The sequence below is a fragment of the Pseudoalteromonas sp. GB43 genome (assembly GCF_054923805.1).
The window spans coordinates 410,875-436,517 of record NZ_JBPCHJ010000002.1; the positions used below are offsets into that span (position 1 = coordinate 410,875).

Here is a 25,643-nt window from a genome sequence, read left to right on the forward strand (position 1 = left end):
TTATCTTGATAATCGGCATAATTAGATTTCATTAAAGTACTCGTCGTATGAAACATCGCGCAAATAATATTAGGCCTTATTAGAGATAAGCAGAATTATCTTGGTTGCCCATTTTTCTAAGAGATTGTTAGGTGCAAAAGAAAGGAAAATACCAAACAGAGGAAATAGCGCAGTGAAAATTACTGATCCAACTTTTGCAGTAAAATCCTTTGTTGGCACACCATTTATTTCAATCGCTGCATTTGGGTCTTGCGCAGCCTGAATAAAAAAGAAGACCAAAATACTCCCAATAATAATTAGCATGCCTCCGGCAAGGCGGCTTAGCCCAACGACAACATCTACTTGTTTCTTTAATTCTTCATCCATAACCATCTTAAATAGAACATTTTTATAGCTATTTAAAGCTCTTTATTAATTGCCTATTTTTAACAGAGCAACGAAGTAATTACTAGTCGTATAGTGCAAAGAACCTTAAGCTCATGCTCGCACCTCGCACCTCGCACCTCGCACCTCGCACCTCGTTTCTATCTCTCGTAGGAATAACTTTAGTCATGAATAATTAACCACCACTCAAAAGTTAAACCCTTGGATGTAGGCGTGAAACGTGTTTCGTGCGCCAAGCAAGCGTGACGCCTCAGGTAGCAGCGGCTTTATACCGCGACATGGGTGAGGTAAGGGCATACGAGAATAAAACGCGATGTAAAATCGCTGCTACATGCTCGCCCCTCGCATCTCGTATCTTTACTCTCGTACCTCGCAACTTTACTCTCGTAACTCATTCTAACTACACTGCGCTTGATTACGGCCTTGGTTTTTGGCTTGATACAATGCTTTATCGGCGCGTTTTAACATCGATTCTATATGCTGATCACTTGCTTGTAAGGTGCTAACACCAATACTCACGGTGAATTTAACGTGTTTGTTGTCGGCGATGATGTCTTGCTGTTCGATATCGGCTCTGATCTTTTCTGCGATAGCAAAGGCTGTGTGGTTATTTGCCATAGGTAAAAATAAGACAAATTCTTCACCACCAATGCGTCCCGCAATATCTGATGCTCTGCTATGTTGGGTGAGTTTATGTGCTGTGGTTCGTATTACTTCATCGCCAGTTGCGTGGCCATATTTGTCGTTTATAGCTTTAAATTGGTCTAAGTCTAACAGTAACAGGGAGCAGGTACCTTGAGCGTCACGATATTTTGCAAACTGCTGATTAACCTTTTCGAAAAAGCCACGGCGATTATAAAGTTGTGTTAAATGATCTGTCACTGATAAGGCTAATGCTTCATGCTTAGCACGTTCTAGCTCATAGGTTCTTTCTTCTACTTTTTGTTCGAGCATGGTGGTCAGCTTTTGTTGTTCTTTCTTGCGCTGAATAAACACAGCTTGAATAAGCAATACCGCTGAAAGAGTAAATAAAAAGAAAAACTGCATGGTCACTTCAGCTGTTTTAGGGTGATGATAATAAAAATACCCCCATCCTTGATTACTTCCTACCCAAGCTGCAAAAAATACCAACATATTCATGCAGCTGGTGGCGGTTGGTGATAACCGCGTGGCTGCATAAAGCAGCGGAAACAACAGTAATGCAGGTTGTAAAAATGGTAATGTCATGGCTGTGTATGCGGGGCCAAAAATAAAATAACACAACAAAACCACGGTCAAAGTAAGCAACAAAAGTTTAGAAAATTCACTATGGGTGACCGGGTGCGGCCAATTTCGCCATAAAAAGTAAAGGGCAGGGGTGAATACAATCGCCGCTAAGGCATTGCTAATACTCCAATTTAATATGCCTACATACAAGCCATTAAACCACTCGATACCAACTAGTGAGTATATGCCCACACCGAAAAGTGCAGAAATCACGCCAATCGCAATGCAAGCAACAATAAACACTCTGGCTAAACTGGTGACGCTTGTCAGCAGTGTGTGTTGTTTAAGTTTTCGGTTAATTAGCCAAAATGCTGTTAAAGCAGCGAGAGTATTACCTGTGGTTGTTGCGGCATTTATTGCTATGTGTTTAAACGTGAATGGATTTAAGTCGCTAAGATAAAAGTAACAAAGCACAACTAAACAGGTGCCTGATGCAACGCCCAACCAGGCTTTACGACCAAATAACATCAAGCCTGCTAATGCGACTCCTGCTGGTGGCCATACCGCCAGTGTTTTTAACACTTGCAAAGTAAACAAGCCAAACAGCAGATAAACAGAGCAAACAATGATATTAAATTGCCAAGGCTTGAGCTGTGTGTTCATACTTCCCTTTATGTGCTTATGTAAGAAAGCCACCGACTTGCGAGTTAGCATTAACCAAACTACTAATAAATTAGTATATTAGTAGTTGGAGAATAGGCAAATTCGATTAATCTAAAGTGGTTTTTCTCTAGCTGTTTGCTATTCATACAATTTATTAGACTAATAGTTAATGTGTTTGAAAAATAACCTTTAGCTTACTCTTTCAAAGCATTTTTTATAAATAAAGCTATTTATATCAATGTATTAAATTTATTTTCGGATGCTCTCAGTTTATTAAAAACACCTATTTTATAAATTCATACCCTACCTTTTGCCTAATCGTGTTTTACGTCAGGCTGCTTTACCCTAACTGCATAATAAAAACTCACACAATTTTTCAAGATAGGTAGTAGGAGAACTTATGAATAAGAAGCAACAAAGCTATCAAGATCTTCATAAACCCAGCAGTGAATTTTCGAGTCGTGACGAATACCTTGAACACGAATTACAAATTATGCAGCCTAAGCGTTGGCGTCCAAATTTACCATTTCGTGACTATCGGTTTGAATTAGAAGACTCTATCCCTGCCATGGCAGGGACCATAGGCAAGGTGGTCATGGTGGGTGCAATTGCTGCAACATTTGCAGCGCCACTGGGCTTAGGCGAAGGTTTTATTTTAGAAAACGTGCGTTATGAGCTGTTAATTGTATCGATCTTCATTTTATTATTTTCGGGCTTCTTTTTACCAACAGCAAACTTAGCGGGTACGCATGGGCCGCTTATTCCTTTGATCCCGATAGTGGTGGCAGCGGGTGGTCACCCAATGGCTTTTGGTTTGCTGATAGGGGCGTTTCGTTTTATTACTGGCGCTTAGTAAAGGCGGGAGTTTACTGGCGGGGTTAACCAGCCGAGGCGTGTGTGGCGGTTTACTGCTTTACCTTGGCTTTATTGGTACGATTTCACAGGTTAAAAAGCTGTTTGCATGGGCTGAAGGCATTGATATGACCCATATCGCTTTCATTGTGATTTTATCGACTATCGTGTTGTATGCCTTACTTGAGCATTACAAAAAACGTTGGTTAGCCGTGCCATTAAGTTGCTTGCTTGGCGGTTTAATTGCATTTTTACTGGGGGCGCCGTTTGAGTTTAAAACAGCACCGGGTTTACCAAATATGAACCCAATGTATTGGTGGGGTGAAAATACCGGTTGGATGCTGGGATTACCAACCCTAGAGAGCTTTGTAGTGGTCTTGCCATTCGCGGTGCTTGCGGTTGCCATGTGGTCACCTGACTTTTTAGGACATCAAGTATTCCAAAAAATTAGTTACCCAGAACGCACTGAAAAAGTACAAATGAACATTGACGATACCATGTTTAGTGCTTCAATCCGCCAGACATTTGGTTCATTGTTAGGCGGCTCTAACTTTACCTCGTCATGGGGAACCTACATCGTGCCAGCAGCTATCGCTAAACGCCCAATTCCTGCGGGAGCGGTGTTAACAGCATTATTTTGTATCATTGCCAGTATTTGGGGCTACCCAATGGATTTAGCTATTTGGCAACCTGTGTTATGCGTCGCGCTAATAGTTGGTGTGTTTATCCCACTTCTTGAAGCTGGCATGGAAATGACCCGTGAAGGTAAAACTACGCAATCAGCTGCTATTGTGGTGTTTTCCTCGACCTTAGTGAACCCTGCATTTGGTTGGTCATTAACTATGTTGCTCGACAATTTGGGCTTAATTGGTTGTAAAGAGCGAAGCTCTGAGCTGTCTCCAATGAGCCGCTGGATTATTCCATTAGTGATGTTTGTTATCTTAACAAGCGTGATGGCAATAGTGGGGATGCTGCCAGGTATTCCGGCTTTAATGTCAGACTTTAGACATTGATATGTGAGGGTAAGGTGATAAACGCCTTACCCTTTAATAATTTTTTATGAGTGTGAACATCATACCAATAAGCTGCTCAGTCATCGGTTTCGACATTGATTGTGTAAATAACTTCTTAAGCCAGTAAATTGTATCTGAAATAAACGAGCATATTCTAGCGGACTATGAGTGTTGGGTAGTTCACCACGCTGTTGTGCAATATCAAATAGAGTCGATAAGTCGTGTTCAAACTGCTGCAAAAGGTCATCGGTTAACGTTTTAAGTTTAGGCTGAGTGTGATCGAATTCTGTACTTGCTTTGATTAACATACATACTTCACATCCATCTTCAGCACTTTCAAGTACCGTAACAACAAATGCATGTAAGCCATCAAGCACTGTTTCGCTATTCTCAATATGGCTCGCTAGCAACAGCTTAAGTTGCGTAGCATAGACTTTTAAAGACTCTGAATATAAACCTTCTTTTGAACCAAACGCTGAATAAATACTGCCTGGGCGCATATCAACGACCGTTTGGAGATCACGGGTAGATGTTGTAGAAAAACCCTTTTTCCAAAATAGCATTTGTGCCTTCGTGATTACTTCATCGCGATTGAATTTAACTTTATTGACCATGACGAATACCAAAATTGAGCAGTTGTTCAATTTTAACTTGAACAACTGCTCAAAAACAACTAGGCTAATCATAAATCTTAGTCAGACACGATAGGAGATAACATGAAAAACTTTGAACTCTACACAAAAGAAACCGCGCCAGAGGGCTCAAAAGCACTTATCGATAACTCAGTATCAGCCTTTGGTATGTTGCCAAATTTACATGCCGTGATGGCAGAGGCACCTACACTACTTGAAGGTTACCAAGTGCTTCATGAGTTATTTCAAAAAACATCGTTTAATGCTCAAGAGCTGACAGTTGTTTGGCAAACAATTAATGTTGAACATAATTGTCATTATTGTGTACCTGCACATAGTGCAATCGCTGCGAGTATGAAGGTTGATCAAGAGATTGTTGATGCGTTAGTTAATAAAACTCCACTTGCTGATCCCAAGTTAGAAACTTTAAGAAATACAACCTTAGCAATGACGCGAAACCGAGGTGTAATTGACGAAAGTGAGTTAGAAGAGTTTTACAGTGCGGGTTATGGAAATCAGCAATTATTAGAAATTGTTCTAGGTTTAGCACAAAAAGTGATGAGTAATTATACGAACCATTTAGCTGATACGCCTGTTGATCAGCCGTTTAAAAAATTTATTAAGTAATAAATAAAGCACGGCTATATACCCAAACCACCTCAAGGTGCGAGTTTCTGCATCTTGAGGAGGTTTGGGCATAGCTTACTTAAACTTAACCGTTTTTTCGCTGCGGGTGTAAGCTCGGGTATCGGGTTTTGTCCATTGACCTTTTTTAAGGTAAGAGGTCGACACTACAAAGCTGTTATCTTTAAACTCGCTCGTCGATTTGACTTTAGTGATCCCATCTTTGTTACCCGTTACATTTTCATAAGCAACAAACTGAGTAGGGCTAAGTACATTCATAGTGCCTTGGGTGTAAAACCCAGCTGTAGTGAAGTAATAAAACACCAAAGACTGCTTTTTATTGTCCCAAAAAATCATCGACTCACCACCATATTCACCTTCATTGATAGAGTGAATGGTTTTAATAGCCGTGCCATTGAGCGCGCGTTGCCAGGTACTCACATCTTGCACCGCAGGTTTACCTGCTGCGACATTAAAGTCTGACTGCCACGTGCCTAAGTAAGGTTCAAACACTTTTAGCTTGTCATCAAGTTGTTGCTCTGCTGCCATAACAGAAAGCGAACACAGGCAGATTGATAGTAAAAGTGATTTTAGGTATGCCATAATAGCGCCCCGATAAAATTAATTTGTTTTGCACAGTATAGGTGATACTTCGTTGATTAAGAAAACATTAATTACATTTTCATTGTTGTTTTTAGCGCTGCTATGGCTGACATCATGGCAACTTAATATTACCTACTTTATTGCAGGCACTTACAGTGTAGCGAGCTTAATAAGCTTTTTGGTGTATGGCTGGGATAAACGTTTAGCAATGCAACATGGCGAGCATGTTATAAGAGTACCTGAGCGTACACTGCATATTTTAGGGTTAATCGGCGGTTGATCAGGTTCATTCATTGCGCAGCAATGGTTGAGACACAAATCTAAAAAACGCAGTTTTATTGCCGTACTCTGGTTAACAGTTATTGTTAATTGTAGTGCGATATGGTCGCTGTATTATTTTAAGTTAATTTAAAAGAAGCTCAAAAAAGGAAAGCAGTCGCTTTCCTTTTTTGTTAAAACCACTTATTGAGCAGCTTGAATTGATTCAATGCTATCAAGTTCAATTGTTAGAATTGTTTTCTTATCAACAACAACCCATTTGCGGTAAGTTAAGTAACCTGGCTTGGTTACTTCAATGTCGTACTTACCTTCATCAAGTTCAATACCATCTTCATAAACAGGTTTAATATTCATAATACGAACGCGCGCATCATCAGGTGTTGTGACTACCGTTAATGAAATAACCGATTCATCTACAACCACTTCAGGCGTTACTTCTGCAATAGGCTCAGGTTGTGGCTCAACATCATGGGTTGATGAACAGCCTGCTAAAACCAATAAGGCAAATAATGCGCTTAACTTTTTCATAAATACTCCATTTAATAGTTCACAATAAACGAAACCGCTTATAGTTTGAAAACTCATGAAGAATCAAGGAATAACAATAGAGGTGGGGAGCTATTATTCGTCTTCCGTGACTTTCATATTTATCATCAATAATAAATTTTTAGCTATTTTAGTATGTATCCTAATAAGGTTCAAATTATAGTTTCATTAATGTTATTAATTAATGATTTTTACCTATTATGTTTGTTGTGGTTTTGAAAGTAATGTTTATTGGTTCTCATCATTATTCTCTTTATCAAAAGCTATGCTGAAGTTACCCTGTCGAGTTAGATTGAAAATCGCACGTTGCCAATTTTCTGGTTGATTTTGTATTGCAGAATCAAACAGTGTTTTAAATAAATCAATAATGTGGTCAGAAACGGCAATAGGGTGCTGTGTTTCATCGGCCTCTTTTTCATAAAAGGCTTGGCATGTAATGACTTCATCGTGCTGGCAATCTATAACTAACATCGCTTTCGACCAGTCACCGTTAATTTGTTGATAGAGATATTGACCAAGTTGCTGTGGTATTTGTGAGTTGGTTGTCATGTGCTGTCCTTAGCGTTGTTGCTATAAAGTGCCGTTTTCGTATTTATTGGCAAGCTCTTTCCATTTGTCAAAAAATCCACCATGAAAGAAATAGCTATCAGAGATATTCAATATTTGATAATTTGTTGTCTCATGGCCTTTCCGTGAATAGTTTGATAGGCTATATCCTTGATCGCCTCGTTCATTTAGCCTCCCTATTAGTCTTGTGATACCGATATCTTCACCTTCCACGAGGTCATCAATACTTATTGTGCCATGAGGTAATCCACCTGCGTTCGGCATTTTGGTGAAAAACTCAAATTTTTTAACAAACCAAGGTAAAATTGATAGTGGTGCATCAAATTGCCTAGTAGCTAAAAACGGGGCTTGACCTTTTGGTGAAATAATCCAATGAAGGATAACTGATAAGTATCCGTTTTGATTGTAAAAGGAGTGATAACGGCCAGGGTAATTTAATGAATCTTCAATTGTAATTAGATGTTTTATCCCTTTTGGTGGATTCTCTGGGTCTTTTATTTCTTTTAGTGAGGGGAAAAATTGTTTAGTCATTTAAATGCCTCCTTTAATGGGAGTGGTAACAGGTGTGATTGTGATAGCATCACCAAACTGTTCTAAGTTGATCAGCTTTCTCTCAAAATTAAATGTTTCAACTGCACAATAGTCTGCTCCTTTGAATAAACTGTTTAACTAACGGAATTCCTCTGTATTAGTTTTAGTTATATTGCCAACATCTATGTTGTTAAAGAGCGGTTACTGTCGTTTATTAATTTGGGTCTGTTGGTGGTGTTACATCAATTAACCATGCTGGAATGTAGCCATTTTCAACTGTGAGCTTATAGCCTTTTACGTCTTTAGCGATGATGGCTAAGGCTGTTAAAGCTAATGGGATGGCACCTTCGTTTGCACCTTCGTGGTCTTCGTTGTCGTAATATTCTTTATGGACAGCAAGGCTTTTTCCATGGCCTGGTTATATTCTTGCTCTCCGTTATCAGTGAATATGGCGGTGATCACCGGGATAAGTGGCCATTCCAAGCGACTAACATATAAGTAAATTTCATCATCGGCATAATCATCTGGGTTACAGGTAAGGTATGCTTGCTCAATTAAGTTGGCTAAATCGGCGCTAGGGTTAAATAAGCCTTTTAGTAAATCAGATAATGCATAATCAAATGGGGTGCGCTGTTCACTTAGCCTTGCTTGTTTAAATACATCGTTGTCGACAGTAATCAGGTAGTTAATAGCTTCGTTATTACGAGCAATGATGCTGCTATAAAATGCAAGTAACCAGTTATTGTGTTTAGTGCCATAGTCGTCTTTTTTTCCAATCACTTCTATATATTCATCATCGTAAAAGAAAGGGAAAGGTTGGCCGTCATGGGCATTGCTTTGAAATATGCCATGACCTAATTGCGAAGCGCGAATAACATAGAGCCAAGCATGGTAGCTATTGGGATTTTGAATCGCTTCCATGGGGAATGAGTCAATGATATTACGGGTAAACTGTGTATAGAGTCCTAAGCTAGGATTCTTTTGAATACGGGGTATATTTTTATCTTCGTGCTTTTTATAGCGCTCTACCATATGGTCATAACTAACTTGTGAAAAGCTGTAATGGCTCTCAATCATTTTATTAGTTCCTTAAAATCCTATGTCAAAAATCGATACATCAATAACTTCGATAAGCCCAGCGTCATAGGCTTTTGATACATGATTACTATTAACGGCAACAAAGCATGGGTTTCATGCTTTGCTGCCAACATCCATGTTGTTAAAGAGCGGTTACTGTCGTTTATTAATTTGGCTCTGTTGGTGGTGTTACATCAATTAGCCATGCTGGAATGTAGCCATTTTCAACTGTGAGCTTGTAGCCTTTGACGTCTTTAGCGATGATGGCTAGGGCAATAAGGGGGATAGCTAAACCTCCTCGTCTACTACCTATACGCTCTTCGTCACTGTAATATTCTTTATGCGCCAGCAAGGCTTTTTCCATGGCTTGATTATATTCTTGCTCACCGTTATCAGTGAATATGGCGGTGAACACCGGGATAAGCGGCCATTCTAAACGACTTACATAGAGGTATGCTTCATCATCAACGTAATCATCTGGGTTACAGGTGATATAGGCTTGCTCGATTAAAGGGGCTAAATCAGCACTTGGGTTAAATAACCCTTTAAGTAAGTCAGACAGTGCATAATCAAAGGGTCTCAGTTGATTACCATAATTAGCTGTTTTAAACACATCGTTATCGATAGCCGTTAAGTAAGCGATAGCATCATGGTTACGGGCGATAATACTGCTGTACAAAGCAAGGAGCCACACTGGGTGCTCAGCATGTTCAGGATCGCGTTTACCAGTCACTTCTAAATACTCATCATCGTAAAAAAAGGGAAAGGTTGGCCGTCATGGGCATTGCTTTGGAAAATACCATGTCCTAATTGCGAAGCGCGAATAACATAGAGCCAAGCATGGTAGCTATTGGGGTTTTGAATCGCTTCCATGGGGAACGAGTCAATGATATTGCGGGTAAACTGTGTATGGAGTCCTAAGCGAGGATTTTTTTGAATACGGGGTATATTTTTATCTTCGTGCTTTTTATAGCGCTCTACCATATGGTCATAACTAACTTGTGCAAAGCTGTAATGGCTTTCAATCATTTTATTAGTTCCTTAAAATCCTATATCAAAAATCGATACGTCAATAACTTCGATAAGCCCTGCATCATTGGCTTTTTGTTGAATACCTATGTATTCAACTGCCCCATCTAATCTTGCATCATCAATATCATCCAGCATATCTTGAATGCCTTGAACCTCTTTCACAAAATCATCATCGCTCGCTAAGTAGCGTGGGTCTTTTGTTAGCGTATCAAGCTTAGAAGTGTAATTGTCAATTATCGAATTCATATACTTTTCAGAGCCTTGTTGCGCTCTATCTTTACCAGCACTCCGGCTACCCCAACTGGCATTACCGCCTTTGGCTTCGATAATTAATACTTTACCGTCTTCTGTTGCATACACTTGGTCAAATTGGCCTTGTTTGCCTTTACCTGGGAGTTTGCTTGCCAATGGTGTGGCATCTGGATAATTTTGTTTCACATAAATGCGTGCGGCTTCTTCACCCAGTGCTTCACTGGCTAAGCGCATGGCACTTTGCGCTTCTTTTAATGCAGTGGCGTTTCCGGCAAGGAGTGCGGCATCACGCTTGGCGACAGCTTGATTTCGTGCTGCTTCAAACTGTTTGAGTCGCTGTTTAACGTTGTCACTTAAATTAGCATGATTTATCTTTAATTTTTGCGCTATTTTGTTAAACACATTTATTTGGTCCGACACGGGCACTAAATTACCATTTTCGTAACGTAATTTAGGGGGCTTTTTGCCATCAAGGCGGCTAATAATGACTTTACCTTCACTGTTGGTATATGCGCGGTAATTGCCGCGAATATCGTCAGATAATTCAGTGAGTAATAAATATTCAGCATGGTCTTTTGCTGACACATGCGTCGCCACAGCGTGGTTTTTACTTGGCTGTAACTGTGTATCTGGTTTGGTTATTTTGGCTGAAACAGTTGGATGTTCAGCCGTCACAGCGTGTGATAACTGTTTATTTAGCTGCTTGCGTTTTACAATCTCGGCAATCTGAGTCAGTGCTTTATTTGCTTTTGCTAAATACCTTGATTTACTTGCCAGTGAAGCGATCGCACCCACGCCACCTGTGAGCAGTGCTAATACGACCTCAAATGCCAAAATACCCGTTAATCGTTCTTGCTCTACGTGTGAGTGGGCATCAATATACTCGTAAGGGAAACGCGCTAGCGCCAAGCGGGTTTGTTCATCATCAAGTAGAATGTAAAGTAACTCACATGCTTGAGTAAGTGATTGGGCTGATTTTTGTGAGAAAGAAATAATTGTTTCTAGCTCATATTTAACGGCTTCTTTATCACCGCGAGCAATGGCTTCTATAATTCTAAAGCAAGCAGAGTACACACTTATATTAATATCAATACCGAGTACAATCAGGTCCGCTACGCCCTCAATAAGTGACTTTGCACCTTGATAAAAACCAGTGGCATTTGCACCTAGCTCTATCATGTATTGGTTAAATAGGCTTTCTTGTTGAAACAAGGCATCTTCAATGGCCGCTTTTTGTCGAACTTCATTCAGCATTGCTTCTAGGGTCTGCTTAAACTCATTACGCAGTGCAACTAAACGCTGTTCGTCGTCATCAGATGAAGCAATAAAACGAACCTGACTTTGACCTTGCGGCACGTTGGCCAGTTGCGCTTTGCCATTACTGAGTGAGCCGGTGTGCTCATGGCCAAGGCTATCGATAAGCGAGTAACGAATATTGTCTTCAGCACTGCCATCTAGGTAGCAATAGCTTAAGTCTAGTGTGCATAGTGTAGTAGAATCGAGTGAGCTATCAGCCAAATAAAATGATGAAATAGCAGGCGCACGACTCACATTAACGCTTTGTGCACGCGCTGTACTTGGGCTTTCAATATCGTAATCAACGGGGCCATCAAAATTTATAAATGTGCCATCGAGGGTGAGTACATCGGTGGCAATAATCTCAACATTTCCTTGACTATCGAGTTTAATTTCGCCGCCTTCGTTATGGAGAATTAAATCACCACGGCCTGAGCCTGTAATCGCGATTGACTGGTTGGTTTGCAAAAATGTTGAGCCATTGGGGGCCGAAATAGTTAAGTCACTTGAGTTGGTTTTAAGCTGAATATCGCTTTGCGCAAAGGCTTTAACTGCGCGACCACTGACCATCGACAGTGCTTGACGAGATTCAATAAGGGTGTTTTTTCCTTGCCATGCTTGGCTACCTGCACTTTGCATGTTGATATCGCGGTTTTGAGTGCTGAGCGAAACATTGTTTTTAACATCAATAAACTGATTATTTTTAATCACAAACTGAATGTTGTCGTTCTCAGTTGTTAGGCAGAGGTCTTTGCCTGCATGTAAGTTAATGGTGCCGAGCTGGCTTATCCATTCTATAAATTGGCGGCCTGATTTTTTGGCATTGAGCTCAAGATAGTGCTCACTGGCTAAGGTTTGTAAAATGATTTTAGGTGCTTGCTTGTCATCATCAAACTGCAGCTCGTTTTGCGCCGCACTGACCAGCCTGTTTTGCGTATTATTTGCAGCGGTGACAACGCTTGGCTGCGATTCATTCATCGCAAAACCCATTAAAAACGTGTTGTTAGGGTCGTTATTTATACAGCCAATAAGTACCTCAGAACCACCAACAAGGGGGAAGTGCCAGCCAGTGGTTTGAGGTTGGTTTTGACATGCGTATAAAGCAAGTTGCTGAATTGCTTGGCTTGATTGCGCAATTGGCCTTGCAGTTGTGTCAAAATCAGTTCGCACACGGTAGCAACCTAAATCATCAATGAAACTAGAAGTCGTTAAAGACTCTACCTTAGCCGGAAATACCATAGGTTTGGGTTGATGTGGCAAAGGTTTGGCTTTAAAAGGCGTACCACGTTCGATAAATTGGGCTTTACAACTGTAGCGTGTTAAACCTTGGTGACTATTTTCGTCATTAGGTTGTTCACTGCTGTGATACACGCTAACACACAGTAAATCAGCACTACTGCCGGTGCCGGTTTGGTCGTCAATTGCAACTGAGCTACCCGCAAATAAATCACATACATTACCCACTAGCTGCGTTGTTTTATTAAGAGAGGCTAACGCGTTACTGAAATCTTGCGCTTGTAATGAGGCGGCACTGGGTGTTGATGCGCATGGTTCAAAGTAAGATTGACTGTTACTTGCGACCTTTAAATATTGTCCATGGGCCACGCAGTCAGTGCGATCATTGTAAATAGAGTGATGTACTTGGCTGTTAAAAAAGCCAACATAAGCGGTATTGTCATCGTTATTCATACCAGCTGAGTTTTTGACTGATACTATACCGCGCTGCAAATATGGGCTGTTTAAGTTACTATCACTGATCACTAACAGTTCAACGTTATTTTTTGTTTCAAACCAAATAAACAAGCCAAATTGGGTTAGTAAGCGTTGTAGAAAATGCCAGTTGGTTTCCATTGCTTGCACACACTGTGGAAGCGCTGGCAGTGATGATCCGACACGAAAATCAATTTGCCCTGGTGAATAGCCAGCTTGGCCTGCTAAATAAAAAATAACATCTTTTAAATTAACGCCAATAAAAACCTTACTGTTCGTAATGTTTTTTAATGTGCTCAATCTATCTTTAATAACTATTTTATATCGATATTTACCTTTGAATGTACCTAAATTGTCACACTCAAAAATGATCCCTGCTAGGTGGCGAAAAAAATTATCTTTATTAACGAATGTAATTAATGCGCTTTGTAAAAGCAGATGCTCTAAAAGAATTTGCTGGCTGGATTCACCAGTGAGAATAAACTCAAACCCTTGATTTAATTTCTCAATTCCATCTACCTGAGTGACATTTAGGGTTATGTTATTTACATCAATTAATAGTCGAGAATTAGACACATCCTTGTCCTTTTTTAACTAAGTCTTGTAGCAAGAAAGGGGAAAATACACACTTATTAATCAATATTCAATAGAATAATTGTAATCGTAATAATTACGTCATAATTTTGTTCATAATGCAGCTTGGTCTAAATTAATATATTGTTATTAGTTTTTATATTAAATTGAAATTAGTTTTATTTTTGAGCTGTATTGAGTTGACTTTTTTGAAAGGATGTTTGTATTATGCCCCCGTTTTAAGGACTAATGTACCAAAAGTATGACATGACTTTGTACTTTTTTTGGTTAATCAAGGATGATTTTATGGATAAAAAATTATTTATAAATCAAGTCGATAGCTTTTATTTTTTGGCTTGGTCTCTTACTAAAAGTATCTCTTCCTTACTTGATCAGACCGGTATTCCAGCACATCGAGTGTTTTCAGCGTCGGTGATCGATCAGTTTTTCTTTTTCCTGAATAGTCCACCTAAAAATGAAGGTAAAATCATTTTAATTAAAGAAGATATAAGCGCTTATATTGATGAGTTGATTGTTCTAAATACAAAAATAATCTCTTCTGTAGATGATGTGGTTATTAAGTCTCTTGCTGTTGATAACCAAGAAAATAGACGTTCAGGTATTTTTACGAAAATATTCAATAGTCATAAATGGTCCGATTGCGCATCAGTGCGATTTAATCGAGTAATCTGTCCTGTTTACGAAGAAGTTCTTTGTAAAAATTAATTAATCTAATAAATCAATGGGGTTTTGAATGCGTTTTGCAATTAAAAAAGCAGTGCTAATTACTTTGTTTATGTCTTTAACAGCATGTATGAGCACAAATGTAGAGCTAGATATCACTGCGACAGATAATCTTAATTTGAACCAATTTGATGAAGCTCTGCCTGTGGTACTAAGAGTGTATCAACTTTCGGACATACAGAGTTTTAAAACGGCGACGTTTGAAGATTTGTGGAAATCAGATAAGTCAGTTTTATCAAATACGTTGATCACCGTAGAAGAAAAAACAATTAACCCCGCTGAGAAAACAAAAATAGAATTTGAACAAGCAGAAAATGCGCGTTTTGTTGCCATTGTAGCCCTTTTTAGAGATCGCCAAGGTGATAAATGGAAAACGTTTTATCCTCTCGGTGACGGGCCAGTTAAATTATCTACATCGTTAGATGTATTGATTACAAATAACGAAGTTCAATTACCAGATGAAGACGAGGCTGAGTAATGAACGTTAAAGGGCCAATGAAACCTGTATGGGCTGAAGGCGTGTTGCTAGCACAGCAGCATTTTCAGTTGTTTGATGACTACCATGAGCAAAATCAGATTGTTAGACAAGGCTTGATTTCGCCATTGGCCTTTGGTTTGCACCACCTTACTATTGATGAATCCGCTCTCGCTCGCGGTATTTTAAAAGTGATCAGCTTTAAAGCGATTCTTGAAAATGGACGTTTACTTGAGTTTGATCGTCAACATCACGAAGAACTAAAGCTTGAGTTAGCTGCCGATACAGATGAAGTCACTGTGTATCTAGCGATTGCAGCAAATAAAGTTGTGAGCGACATTGAAGGCTATGCAACTAGCGGTCAACTCAGTGCCTATCAAGCAGATTACATTGAGTTTAGTGATCACCACGATGCAGCAAGAAACCGTGAAGTGTTAATTGCACAACCTAATTATATTTTGCTGACAGATAACGATGTAAAAACGTATTTTGATACGCTTGCTTGTATCAAAATTATGCGCGCTGAAGACGGCTCGTTTAAAGTCAGCAAAGAGTTTGTGCCGCCATTATTAACGATACAGGCCTCGTTTTATTTAACCGAGTTGCTTAATAGAACGGCGAACTTGGTAAATGCAAAAGTGAACGTGTTGCTTGGTCGCAGAAAGAACTTTGGTTCAGTTACTGATTTTGGGCCTAACGAAATGAATAGCTTTTTGCTGTTAAATGCAATGGCACCATCAGCAAAACGTTTAGACCATTTAAAAAGTTTGCAACTTGTTCATCCAGAGCGATTATATTGCGAGCTTGTTGACTTAATTAGCTCTGTGTCGATGTTCGAGCACAGTGATTTAGTAAGTCAAATCCCGCCTTATCAGCATAAGCAATTGACTCATGTCTTCGGCACCTTAGATATTTTATTGAGTAAATTACTTGAGGGTGTTGTTCCTAAGAAAATGGCAGGTCTTAAACTTGAGAAAGTATCGAACGCCATTTATCAGGTTGCCACCATTGATTCAGCCATTTTTGATAATAACGACTTCTACTTGGCCGTTTACTTTGAATCTGAAGATACCAAGTGGATTGATACGTTTAGTGATCAGGTCAAAGTTGGCGCCACAGAAAAGCTCGAAATTATGATTGCATCGGCTCTTGCGGGCGTGCAGTTAACACATTGTCAGCGACCACCTAATAAACTAGCTATCAAAAGTGGCTATGAATACTTCCGTTTAGAGGCTCATGGTTTTATTTGGCAGCAAATTATTGAAGAGCAATCGCTTAGTTTATTTATTCCATTTGGCTTACAAGCGGCGCAAGTCGAAATCGTTACAGTGGCAAGAAATTAGGACGCAAGACAATGCAAGAAGCAAAAAACGAACTTGATTTAATCGCCTGTATTGCGCCAGTGATAAACGCGCTTGCGCCTTTAAAGTTAAAGCAATCGACAGATTTTGAACTAAACGATTTTCGAGAGCAGTTACTTACGAGTTTTGATGAGTTTGAACGTAATTGTTATACCCAGCAAGTAACAACCAGTGTTATGCAGGAAGTTAAGTTTGCCCTGACTGCAATGTGTGATGAATTTGTAATGAGCTCTGGCGCGCATTTTCGAATGGATTGGATGTCGAGACCCTTACAGCTTGAGTTTTTTGGTAATAATCGCGCGGGTGAAGAGTTTTTTGAGCGATTAGCAAAACTTCGTACCGGAGGTGAGCCAAAGTTTGCAGCATTAGAAGTGTATTACATTTGTTTGCAACTTGGCTTTGAGGGTATCTACAAAGTGAAAGGAATTGAGCAACTTAAAGCCTTAATTGTTGATGTACGTGCGCAAATAGAAGATGTACGCGGCACACCTCGAGGGCAGCTATCAGATAATGGCGCGCCACTTGAAGGGTTCGCAATGAAGGTAGGCAGAAACATTCCTTATTGGGTGATTTTATCAATTTGCTTGGCATCGATTGTTTCGCTTTTTGCTGGTTTTCATTTTGTTATTAACAAGCAAGCAACTCAGAGCAGCCAACGTATAGATAACCAAGTAGAAGTACTTACGCAATTAAGTAAAACCAACGAGACTCGATAGGAAAAGTAATGCAAGGAAGAGTGAACAAAAGCGGTTTAGTGCACTTTTTACTGGGCTTAGTGTCATCAAGAGCAACAGGGCAGTTAATTGGCTTAATTGCTGTGCTCAGTATTATTTGGTTTGCTGGCCGAATCGTTGGTTTAGACACGACAGATAAAAAGCTTATCGCGATGGCTGCGGTAACAGCTGTTTTTATCGTTTTTATTTTTATCCGTTGGTTATGGACAAAGCGTTCGGGCGATAAGCTAGCCTCTGAACTTGCGAGCCATAATGCGGGTTCAAGTGCTGAACTTGATGAAATAAAAGAAAAGATGCAAGAAGCATTAAGCTCGTTAAAAGCTTCCCACCTTGGCGCAGGATACCGTGGTAATACAGCTTTGTATGCACTACCTTGGTATATGATTATTGGTCCTTCAGCAACCGGTAAAAGTACATTATTTGCGAACTCTGGTTTGCATTTTCCATATTCAAACTCAAATGAATTACACATCCAAGGTTTTGGTGGCACGCGTAACTGTGACTGGTGGTTTTCAGATCAAGCAATTCTGATCGACACCGCAGGGCGTTACACAACAGAACAATCTGAAAACAAAGAGTGGTTATCTTTTTTAAGCTTGCTCAAAAAATATCGTCCTAAACTGCCTATTAATGGTGTGATGGTCGCGATTAGTGTTGCAGATGTTTTAACATCAGACAGTGAAGAAATTCGTCAACACGTAAAACTAGTTCGTGAGCGTATTGAAGAACTTATTACTCAACTTGGGGTGATCTTCCCAGTTTATATAACCTTTACCAAAACAGACTTGATCAGCGGCTTTGAGCCATTTTTTAATGACTTAACAGAAAAAGAACGTGAGCAAGTGTTTGGTGCTTATTTGCTAGATATTAGCGAAGATCAACAAAATGATCCGGCTGAAATGTTTGAAGTGCGCATGGAGGAGTTATACCAACGCCTTTGTGAGCAACGTTTGAGCAAGGTTGCTCGCGAACGAAATGAACACCGTAAGCAGCTAATTTTAGATTTCCCGAATCAATTTAAGTCAGCATCAACAAAGTTGACTGAGTTTGTAAACTTGTTATTTAAAGCCAACCCGTATCAAGAGGTTCCATGGTTTGCTGGTGTATATTTTACCTCAGGCACGCAAGAGGGCACACCGATTGAACGTATTACGAATGGAGTAAGGGATCAATTTGGTGCTGTCGTTGTTGAGCAAAAACAAGAAAGCATTACGCAAAGCTACTTTATCAACCGTGTTTTTAATGATGTGATCTTCAAGTTGCAAGACCTAACTCGTGGTAACCGCAAAAAGCGCTTGGTTGTCGCTGGTTAAAGGGTTTAACAGTGACTTCAAGTTTGGCAAGTATTGCCGCCGTGACAGCATTACTCATTACTTCTTATACCAGTAATCAGCTATTGTTGAATCAAGGTGAAGCCCGTGTCAAAGCGATTGTAGAAGCGAATGTAAATAAAGCAAAAGACGAGCAAAAACTTGCAGCCACGCTTGATTTATTTGAACACTATCAATCGCTTAATAATTATGAAGAGCAGTTGCCATGGTATTTCATTTTTGGCATTTATGAGGGTGACGAAACCCTAACTAGCGTTTCGCAGGTTTTGTTTAATCAATTAAATCAGTTGATCACTCTTCCTGCAGAAAAGCAAACACTTGCGCAGCTCAAAGAGTTTGAAGCTATTTGGTCAGCAGATGATGCCGATGCTCGCGCAGCAAGTCGTCAGGCATATTACGATGCTTTGAAATTACATCTAATGTTAAGTGCTCACCCTGAACACAAAGACGATGAGTTTGCCAAGCAGCAGTTACTTAGTTTTATTAGCCAGCACTTTAACATTGAGATTGATGCTCAAGCTGATTCACCGATCACCTCACAATTAAACGATTTAGTTGATTTATATTTAGCGAACATAAGCACAGATTTAGAAAACCCAGGTGAAATTTTATTTTGGCAAAATAATGAAACGGCTGTACTGAATGCAAGAAATAGCCTGAACACACAACCAGAAGCCGAACCTCTATATCAACAAATTATTAGTAGCTTTGCTGAGCGTAAAAAAGCCATTCAGCTTAAACAGTTTATGGCTGCGAAAAATCGCGATGTACTGAAAAGCAACTTTAGCATTCCTTATGTCTATACCAATGCCGGTTGGCAAGAGTATGTTTATCCAGAAATTAAACGTATTTCTCGACTGGTATTCTCTGGTGATTGGGTAATGGGCACAAGTAATGAAAGCGGTCAAAATGCGGTTGATGAAGCGCAAGCTGATGCACTGGCAAAAGCAATGCGTAGTTATTACTTTAAAGACTATGGCAATACATGGTTCGCGTTTTTGAACAGTATAAAAGTGCCTACTTTTAGAGATTTAAATGATGCCAGTATTAATTTTGCTCGCCTTTCGTCTACTGATGGACCACTCATTGATCTGATGACGTTGGTGAATGACAACATCGTTGTTGCAGATAAACCATCTGCGGTTAGTGCAAACAACGACAAAATAGCGACCATTCTTTCTGGTGCAACAGATACTGCGGCTAAAAAAGTGGCCAAAGGAAAGCTAGCAAAGCAAGTTGCAGAGCGCCCTGATTTTTCTCAAGTTAGTACTGTTAGAGCCCCTGAACTTGAAACGCGTTTTGCTGACTTGCGTCGCTTCTCGCAGCATGATGAAGATAAGCAGATGTCTGATTATATGAGTCAGTACATTAGTTCTTTGAGCAGCATTCACTCAGATATAAAAGCGATGGCTGCTAGCAATGAAGATGATGCGCAAGCAATGGTGTTTGTACAAGACTTATTGTCTGGAAATAGCCAAGATAATGCATTGCAATCGTCTTGGATCATTATAGAAAGCCAAACTCGAGCGCTAGACCCAGAAACAAAAGACACGCTTGACGTGCTATTTAAAGCCCCATTGCAGTCAGGTATTGCAAGTATCATGGCAAAAGCACGTAGCCAGTTAAATGAAGAGTGGGAAAACCAAGTTTATACTATGTATAGCAACAGCATTGCTGGCAAGTACCCATTCAATTTGACTGGTCCTGATGCTGCTATTGCCGATGTTTCTGAGTTCTTAAATAGTGAAACTGGGGTGCTTTGGAACTTTATTAATAGCCAACTTAAACCATTCATGAAAGTACGCCGAGGTGTATGGGAAGAAAAGCAATGGAACGGTGTGGGGATTGGTTTTAATCAAGAGCTATTAGACGGTTTAACAAAAGCAAATAAAGTAACACGCTCTTTATTCTTGAACGGCTCAGACGCGGCTGGTTTTAACTTCCAAATGATGCCTGTACCACAAAAAGGCATTCGCGAAACGTATTTAGGTTTCTCTGAGCAAGGTTATCGCTATAGAAATGAACCGGAAGAGTGGCGTAATTTCTCATGGCCAGGAAGAGGTGCAGCAGAAAAAGCTATTTTGTATGGTTTAGATAACGCCGGACGAAGAGTCACTATTGAGCAAGATGGTCCATGGGCTTTATTAAAAGTACTTAACGAAGCAAATGTGAAATGGATTAAGGGTACAGAGTTTCTTGCTACCTGGGAATTAGTTGATAAATCAGAGCAAAGTTTAACAGTCCAGTTCTCATTAAAGTCTGGTCGCAATAGCGGTATTTTTTCAAAGTACATGTTGACCTCTTTTGCATTGCCTAATTCGTTGTTTGCACCTAAGCCACAACTTGCGCAAGCAAGCAGAGCCTCGGTTCAATAGGGGCAGGTATGTTTAATTTGTTCACCAAGAAAAAGTCGCCAACGCTGGTTAAGCAGTTTACCTACGGGTACATGGGTAAAACACCTGTTAGGCCTGACTTTGTAAAGTTAAATATATCTTCTAGGGAATCAGTAGCACTAGACCATTGGTTGCAAGAAGGTTTCGCGCATATAAACCGTGGTGTTATTGGCGGTAAAACAACTGCATTAAATGGAGTTTCTTCGTTATTTTTTGTATCTGGTAACAGTGACGACAGCAGTTTGTTTGGTGTTTTACAGCCAAGCACTGATAGCAGTGGTCGTTTTTACCCGTTTAGTTCGTTTATTCATAGCGGACTTGAGACTTACAAACGTCACCCTGCTTTTCTATTTTTATATGCAAGCCATGTCATTGAGCATCTATTAGGGGTTAATCAGCGCATCGTTGAAGCACATTCAATTGATGCGATGGCTGAGCAAGCTAAATCGTATAGTAAAGTGGCCGATGCATTAAAGCAGCAGCCAAATCTAAATCAAGAGCTTGATAAATTACGCAGTATTCCGATGAGTGTGGTTTGGCAGCATTTAGGGATCAAAGACATTCATCACCGAGCTGTTTTAATTGAAGAGCTTTCAGCGGTATTAAAGTCGATTGCGAATAGAGGTTGCCTACGTACACAGTTTGGTATTCGACTACCTATGCCACACTTTAGTCACGAAAGTGCCCTGGTTGCAGGTTTTTGGCTACATTTAATTGCTTCGATCGTTGCCGATCATAATTGGCAACCTTGGTTCTTTTACCAGCTAGGAAATGAAAGTTCGCAACCGAGCCTAACGGTGTTTTGTCGCCCTGTGCCGGCATCTTATTTTGGTTCAGTGTGGCTTGCTGAGGATAAGTCAAAAGACATTATTGATTTAGTAAATCTCTCACTAGACAAAGTGCCGAGCGAATACAGCCTTAATTTTGCTGATATGGACAATGTGAGTGTTTACGATGCGCTCAGAAGGTGGTGCAAAGCATGAGTGTAGTTAATCCGCATACCCATAACAGCTGGGAGCTGTGGCTTGAAGAGCTTAGTAAGCCACTTTCGGGGCTTGCGTGTGGTGAAGATTTAAAATACGAAGAAACCTTTAAAGCACTTAAAGCTTCATCATCAGGTGTGGGCGAAGTTGATTTTAAAGTCATGTTTATTCAAGCCACTGACCTTTTGCAAAACCAAAGTAAAGATTTACGTTTAGTGAGCTACTTGTGCCTCGCGGCTACCAGTGAGTTTGGCGTGGTGGGTTTAACCCATTCTTTAAAACTGTTTAATCAACTATTAAGTCAGTTTAGTGAACAGGTTCATCCTTTAAAAGCACGTATGCGTTGTGCGGTTAACACGTGGTTTTTACAGCAGCAAGAACGCTTAAAAGGAATCGCCCAAGCTCAATCATCGAGCCCTGAGCAATGGGCTGAATTAGAGACTGTGTTAGCTGAATATAATCAGGTTTCAGTGCCTGTACTTGATGCTGAATCAGGGCCTTTATCAACTCTGAATGAGTGGGTTAGAGAACAAGTAATTCGCAATCCTGTTGCTAAGCCAGAGCCAGAAGTTAAAGCAGAGCCTAAAGCAAAAGAGACGACCGTAGTTAGCGAGCCAACGACTGAGCCCGTAGCGCAACAAGTTGTTCAGGCAAAACCAGTGACAACTGCACCTAAAGTGGCTGACATTGCCAGCGATAGTGCTTACCTAGCAGCAATTCGTGAGCTGCTTAATTTTGATAAAGAACAAAACAACATTGAACGGGTTTTAAAGCTCTCGCGTGCAGCACGTTGGTCTGGATTAGCGTTACCTGCCAATGAAAATGGCAAAACAAGACTGCCAGCGCCGCGTGCGGCTGCCTTCGCCCCCATTGAAAACGCACTGGCAACGGAACAAGCAGAGCAAGCATTGTTACTTGCTGAGGGTTTGTTTATGGAAGGTGCAATGCAGTTTAATTTGAATCTGCAAATGCTTACTTTGTCAGCGCTGAAACAGCTAAATAAAGCAAAATTAGTACAGTGGTTAGAGCAACAGCTAGTCTCTTTAGTCAGTCAATTTCCGTTATTAACCAATTTAAAATATGACGATGGTTCGGGGTTATGCAGCCCACAAAACAAAGAAGCGTTATTAGACATTGCCAATTCACATGCTTCGCAAAATGAAACAACTCAAGTGCAAGCAAATCCATTTGACGAGCATTACATAGCCTTAAGCGAGCAAGTTGCAAAAGGGCAGTTAAGTGCAGCACTTAGCTTGGTTGCACAATTAAGTACGCCAACTGGATTCGACCAAGCTCAAAGTCAATTGCTTAAAGCTAAGCTGCTACTTAAAGCAGAGCATTATGAGCACGCATTGGCAATTTTAACCGAATTACTCGAGCAAATTGAAACTTATCAATTAGCGAAGTGGCAACAACAGTTTTGCATGGAAGTATGGCGTTTCGCCAAGCAATGTTATGCCAATTTGTCTCAGACAGAGAGTGATGACATGAGTTTAGCTGCTAAGCAAATTAGTCAGCGAATGATGGTTACAAACCCGGCTCAAGCAATAGCCTGGGTGTAACACGCCTAATTGGAATTTAGTCGTTAGACAAACAAACTGCAAAGGAAGAAACATGACAGATACATTTCAAAAAGAGATCCCACGAGCTCGGATCAACATATCGTTAGAGCTTGATACTGATGGGGCATCACAAAAAAGCGAATTGCCTTTAAAAATGCTGGTTATTGGTGACTATTCTAATGGTCAGAATAGCCAAGAACTTGCTGAGCGCGAACGCGTGACGATCAATAAAAATAACATTGAGCAAGTGCTGAAAGATATCGCGCCAAAAGCGAACTTTCAGGTGGCAAATAAGATTAAAGGCGACGGTGATATCAATGTTAATTTGCAGTTTGATTCATTTAAATCGTTCGATCCAGAGCAGGTTGCTGCACAGGTGCCTGAATTAAACAAAATGATGGCAATGCGTAATTTATTACGTGACTTAAAATCAAACCTTCTTGATAACTCATCACTTAGAAAAGAGTTGGAACGTGTTTTACAAAACCAACCAGAACTTGATGAGCTAAAAGCCAAGCTAGATGAAATTGCACCGCTTGCTTCTGAAGATGAAAAACAACCTGTGACGGAATAAGGACGCCGCTATGTCAATGCAAGAACAATTAAATGTAGCTGCTCACACGGTAGAGCAAGCGCCATTATCAACTTATGAAAACCTATGTAGCATGGTTGATATTGCCCCTGTAGGCGATGAAATCAAACTAGATACATTTAGAGATGCAGGTAATCTAGCAGAAACACGTGCGAATGAGCGCCTTACTGCCGCTATTAATGTCTTTTTAGATATGGCAGGTATGAGTGGCGAAGAAGTAACACGCATCGATAAGCTATTGCTTGATGATTATATTGCAAAAGTAGACACCATTATTTCGCAGCAGTTGGATCAGATTTTACACCACCCTGATTTTCAGAAAGTAGAATCAGCGTGGCGTTCACTGCGTTATTTAATTAACCGCACGCCAAATAACGCGAATATCAAAATTGAAATGCTCGATGTTGATAAAGAAACATTGCGTGATGACTTTGAAGAAGCGCCAGATACCACACAATCAGCGTTATATAAGCATGTTTACACATCAGATTATGATACTCCTGGTGGCGAACCGGTATCGACTATGGTGTCTAACTTTGAGTTTGATTGCTCAGCGCCAGACGTTTCACTACTACAAGAAATCTCGCGCGTTTCGGCAGCGGCGCATTGTCCATTTATGGGCAGCGTAGGTCCTAAGTTTTTCTTAAAAGAGTCATTAGACGAAGTATCTAAAATTCAAGATATTGGCTCTTATATGGAGCGTGCTGAATTCTTACGCTGGAAAAACTTCCGCGAGTCAGAAGACTCTCGTTATATTGGTCTTGCTTTCCCTCGTTTCTTACTACGTTTACCGTATGGTGAAACAAACCCAATTCGTAACTTTAACTACCAAGAAGATGTGAACAGTCAGCACCACGAGCGCTATTTATGGGGTAATGCAACATTTGCATTTGCTGCCAACATTATTCGTAGCTTCCATGATAATGGCTGGTCTGTGAATATTCGTGTCCGCAATCAGGTGGTAAAGTTGAAAATCTACCATTGCACTCATTTGAAGCAGGTAAAGGCTCTGAAACTAAAATCCCTACAGAAGTGCTTATCTCAGAGACCAAAGAGCTTGAGTTTGCTAACCAAGGCTTTATTCCTCTTAGCTATTACAAAAACTCTGACTTTGCGTGTTTCTTCTCGGCAAATAGTGCCCAGAAGCCGCAAGTACTTGAAACAGCTGAAGCAACTGCAAACGCCCGTATTAACTCGCGTTTACCTTATATCTTCTTAGTATCGCGTATTGCTCACTACTTAAAAGTATTGCAGCGTGAAAATATTGGTTCAAGCAAACCTCGTCATGAGCTAGAGCAGCAGTTAAACGATTGGCTAGGTGCGTTGGTAACGAAGATGAATAACCCAGATGAGTCGTTAATTGCAACACACCCGCTCAAAGACGCAAAAGTAACGGTATCTGAGATCCCAGGTAACCCAGGTTATTACCGCGTGAGCACTTACATTGTGCCGCACTTCCAAGTTGAAGGTATTGATGTTCGCCTTGCCCTTGTTGGGCAAATGCCTGGCGAAAAATGAACTGCCAAGCCGCCGATGAAACGGATTTAAGCAGGCTGTGTAAAGACGTCAATTTGGTGAGTAGGGATAATAAACTTAGTTAGGCATGCTTACTGATTAAGTTTTGCATG

19 protein-coding genes and 4 pseudogenes are annotated in these 25,643 nt (G+C 40.3%); 12 read left to right on the forward strand and 11 right to left on the reverse strand.

What is annotated here, in order from left to right:
* Positions 1-69 precede the first annotated feature (69 nt).
* Positions 70-366 (reverse strand): hypothetical protein, encoded by a 297-nt coding sequence (locus tag ACRWSG_RS19225; RefSeq protein ID WP_294408200.1) that lies wholly within the window; start codon positions 364-366, stop codon positions 70-72.
* Between the two features lie 414 nt (positions 367-780).
* The gene (locus ACRWSG_RS19230; RefSeq protein ID WP_462167241.1) at positions 781-2,253 is read right to left on the reverse strand and encodes a sensor domain-containing diguanylate cyclase; all 1,473 of its coding nucleotides are present in this window, start codon (positions 2,251-2,253) and stop codon (positions 781-783) included.
* 400 nt (positions 2,254-2,653) lie between these two features.
* Here ACRWSG_RS19230 and ACRWSG_RS19235 point away from each other — a divergent pair.
* Positions 2,654-4,118, forward strand: a pseudogene (locus ACRWSG_RS19235) (DUF3360 family protein).
* Positions 4,119-4,198: 80 nt separating this feature from the next.
* On the opposite strand, the gene ACRWSG_RS19240 reads toward ACRWSG_RS19235, so the two are convergent.
* On the reverse strand, positions 4,199-4,732 hold the full coding sequence (locus ACRWSG_RS19240; RefSeq protein WP_462167242.1) for a TetR/AcrR family transcriptional regulator: 534 nt from the start codon (positions 4,730-4,732) through the stop codon (positions 4,199-4,201).
* A 102-nt stretch (positions 4,733-4,834) separates the two neighbouring features.
* Between ACRWSG_RS19240 and ACRWSG_RS19245 the strand changes: the two genes are divergently transcribed.
* Complete coding sequence (locus ACRWSG_RS19245) at positions 4,835-5,377, forward strand: carboxymuconolactone decarboxylase family protein (RefSeq protein WP_054553610.1); 543 nt, start codon at positions 4,835-4,837, stop codon at positions 5,375-5,377.
* Positions 5,378-5,452: 75 nt separating this feature from the next.
* Here ACRWSG_RS19245 and ACRWSG_RS19250 read toward each other — a convergent pair whose 3' ends face one another.
* Positions 5,453-5,977 carry a hypothetical protein gene (locus ACRWSG_RS19250; protein WP_138599194.1) on the reverse strand — a complete coding sequence of 175 codons (525 nt, stop codon included), beginning with the start codon at positions 5,975-5,977 and terminating at the stop codon, positions 5,453-5,455.
* Between the two features lie 52 nt (positions 5,978-6,029).
* Here ACRWSG_RS19250 and ACRWSG_RS19255 point away from each other — a divergent pair, with 52 nt between their 5' ends.
* A complete protein-coding gene (locus ACRWSG_RS19255; protein ID WP_462167243.1) occupies positions 6,030-6,257 on the forward strand; it encodes a DUF1294 domain-containing protein in 228 nt (75 codons plus the stop codon).
* A gap of 182 nt (positions 6,258-6,439) precedes the next feature.
* Here ACRWSG_RS19255 and ACRWSG_RS19260 read toward each other — a convergent pair whose 3' ends face one another.
* The 7 genes and pseudogenes from ACRWSG_RS19260 to ACRWSG_RS19290 form a co-directional block, all read right to left on the reverse strand.
* Entirely contained in the window at positions 6,440-6,784 is a 345-nt protein-coding gene (locus ACRWSG_RS19260; protein ID WP_054554082.1) for a PEGA domain-containing protein, read from the reverse strand.
* 246 nt (positions 6,785-7,030) lie between these two features.
* Entirely contained in the window at positions 7,031-7,351 is a 321-nt protein-coding gene (locus ACRWSG_RS19265; RefSeq protein ID WP_054554081.1) for a hypothetical protein, read from the reverse strand.
* A 21-nt stretch (positions 7,352-7,372) separates the two neighbouring features.
* Complete coding sequence (locus ACRWSG_RS19270; RefSeq protein WP_054554080.1) at positions 7,373-7,900, reverse strand: hypothetical protein; 528 nt, start codon at positions 7,898-7,900, stop codon at positions 7,373-7,375.
* Positions 7,901-8,114: 214 nt separating this feature from the next.
* Positions 8,115-8,977: pseudogene (locus ACRWSG_RS19275) on the reverse strand (immunity 49 family protein).
* A 166-nt stretch (positions 8,978-9,143) separates the two neighbouring features.
* Complete coding sequence (locus ACRWSG_RS19280; RefSeq protein ID WP_462167244.1) at positions 9,144-9,710, reverse strand: immunity 49 family protein; 567 nt, start codon at positions 9,708-9,710, stop codon at positions 9,144-9,146.
* Between the two features lie 2 nt (positions 9,711-9,712).
* Entirely contained in the window at positions 9,713-10,006 is a 294-nt protein-coding gene (locus ACRWSG_RS19285) for a hypothetical protein (RefSeq protein ID WP_462167245.1), read from the reverse strand.
* Positions 10,007-10,018: 12 nt separating this feature from the next.
* Positions 10,019-13,843 carry a contractile injection system protein, VgrG/Pvc8 family gene (locus tag ACRWSG_RS19290; RefSeq protein ID WP_462167246.1) on the reverse strand — a complete coding sequence of 1,275 codons (3,825 nt, stop codon included), beginning with the start codon at positions 13,841-13,843 and terminating at the stop codon, positions 10,019-10,021.
* A 303-nt stretch (positions 13,844-14,146) separates the two neighbouring features.
* Here ACRWSG_RS19290 and ACRWSG_RS19295 point away from each other — a divergent pair, with 303 nt between their 5' ends.
* From ACRWSG_RS19295 to tssC, 9 genes and pseudogenes are all read left to right on the forward strand, one after another.
* Entirely contained in the window at positions 14,147-14,566 is a 420-nt protein-coding gene (locus ACRWSG_RS19295) for a hypothetical protein (protein ID WP_138599200.1), read from the forward strand.
* 28 nt (positions 14,567-14,594) lie between these two features.
* On the forward strand, positions 14,595-15,062 hold the full coding sequence (gene tssJ / locus ACRWSG_RS19300) for a type VI secretion system lipoprotein TssJ (RefSeq protein ID WP_082389302.1): 468 nt from the start codon (positions 14,595-14,597) through the stop codon (positions 15,060-15,062).
* Positions 15,062-16,402, forward strand: coding sequence for a type VI secretion system baseplate subunit TssK (gene tssK, locus ACRWSG_RS19305; RefSeq protein ID WP_054554076.1), 1,341 nt, complete (start codon positions 15,062-15,064; stop codon positions 16,400-16,402). The genes tssJ and tssK overlap by 1 nt, the downstream gene beginning before the upstream one ends.
* An 11-nt stretch (positions 16,403-16,413) precedes the next feature.
* Positions 16,414-17,136, forward strand: a complete 723-nt coding sequence (gene icmH / locus ACRWSG_RS19310) for a type IVB secretion system protein IcmH/DotU (protein ID WP_462167247.1) — start codon at positions 16,414-16,416, stop codon at positions 17,134-17,136.
* Positions 17,137-17,144: 8 nt separating this feature from the next.
* A pseudogene (gene tssM / locus ACRWSG_RS19315) lies at positions 17,145-20,860 on the forward strand (type VI secretion system membrane subunit TssM).
* Between the two features lie 8 nt (positions 20,861-20,868).
* Positions 20,869-21,861 (forward strand): type VI secretion system-associated protein TagF, encoded by a 993-nt coding sequence (gene tagF / locus ACRWSG_RS19320; protein WP_054554073.1) that lies wholly within the window; start codon positions 20,869-20,871, stop codon positions 21,859-21,861.
* A complete protein-coding gene (locus tag ACRWSG_RS19325; protein WP_054554072.1) occupies positions 21,858-23,423 on the forward strand; it encodes a TssA family type VI secretion system protein in 1,566 nt (521 codons plus the stop codon). The genes tagF and ACRWSG_RS19325 overlap by 4 nt, the downstream gene beginning before the upstream one ends.
* 52 nt (positions 23,424-23,475) lie before the next feature.
* Positions 23,476-23,997: a type VI secretion system contractile sheath small subunit gene (gene tssB / locus ACRWSG_RS19330; RefSeq protein WP_054554071.1), complete on the forward strand. Its 522-nt coding sequence runs from the start codon at positions 23,476-23,478 to the stop codon at positions 23,995-23,997.
* A gap of 211 nt (positions 23,998-24,208) precedes the next feature.
* Positions 24,209-25,533 (forward strand): annotated as a pseudogene (gene tssC, locus ACRWSG_RS19335) (type VI secretion system contractile sheath large subunit).
* Positions 25,534-25,643 lie beyond the last annotated feature (110 nt).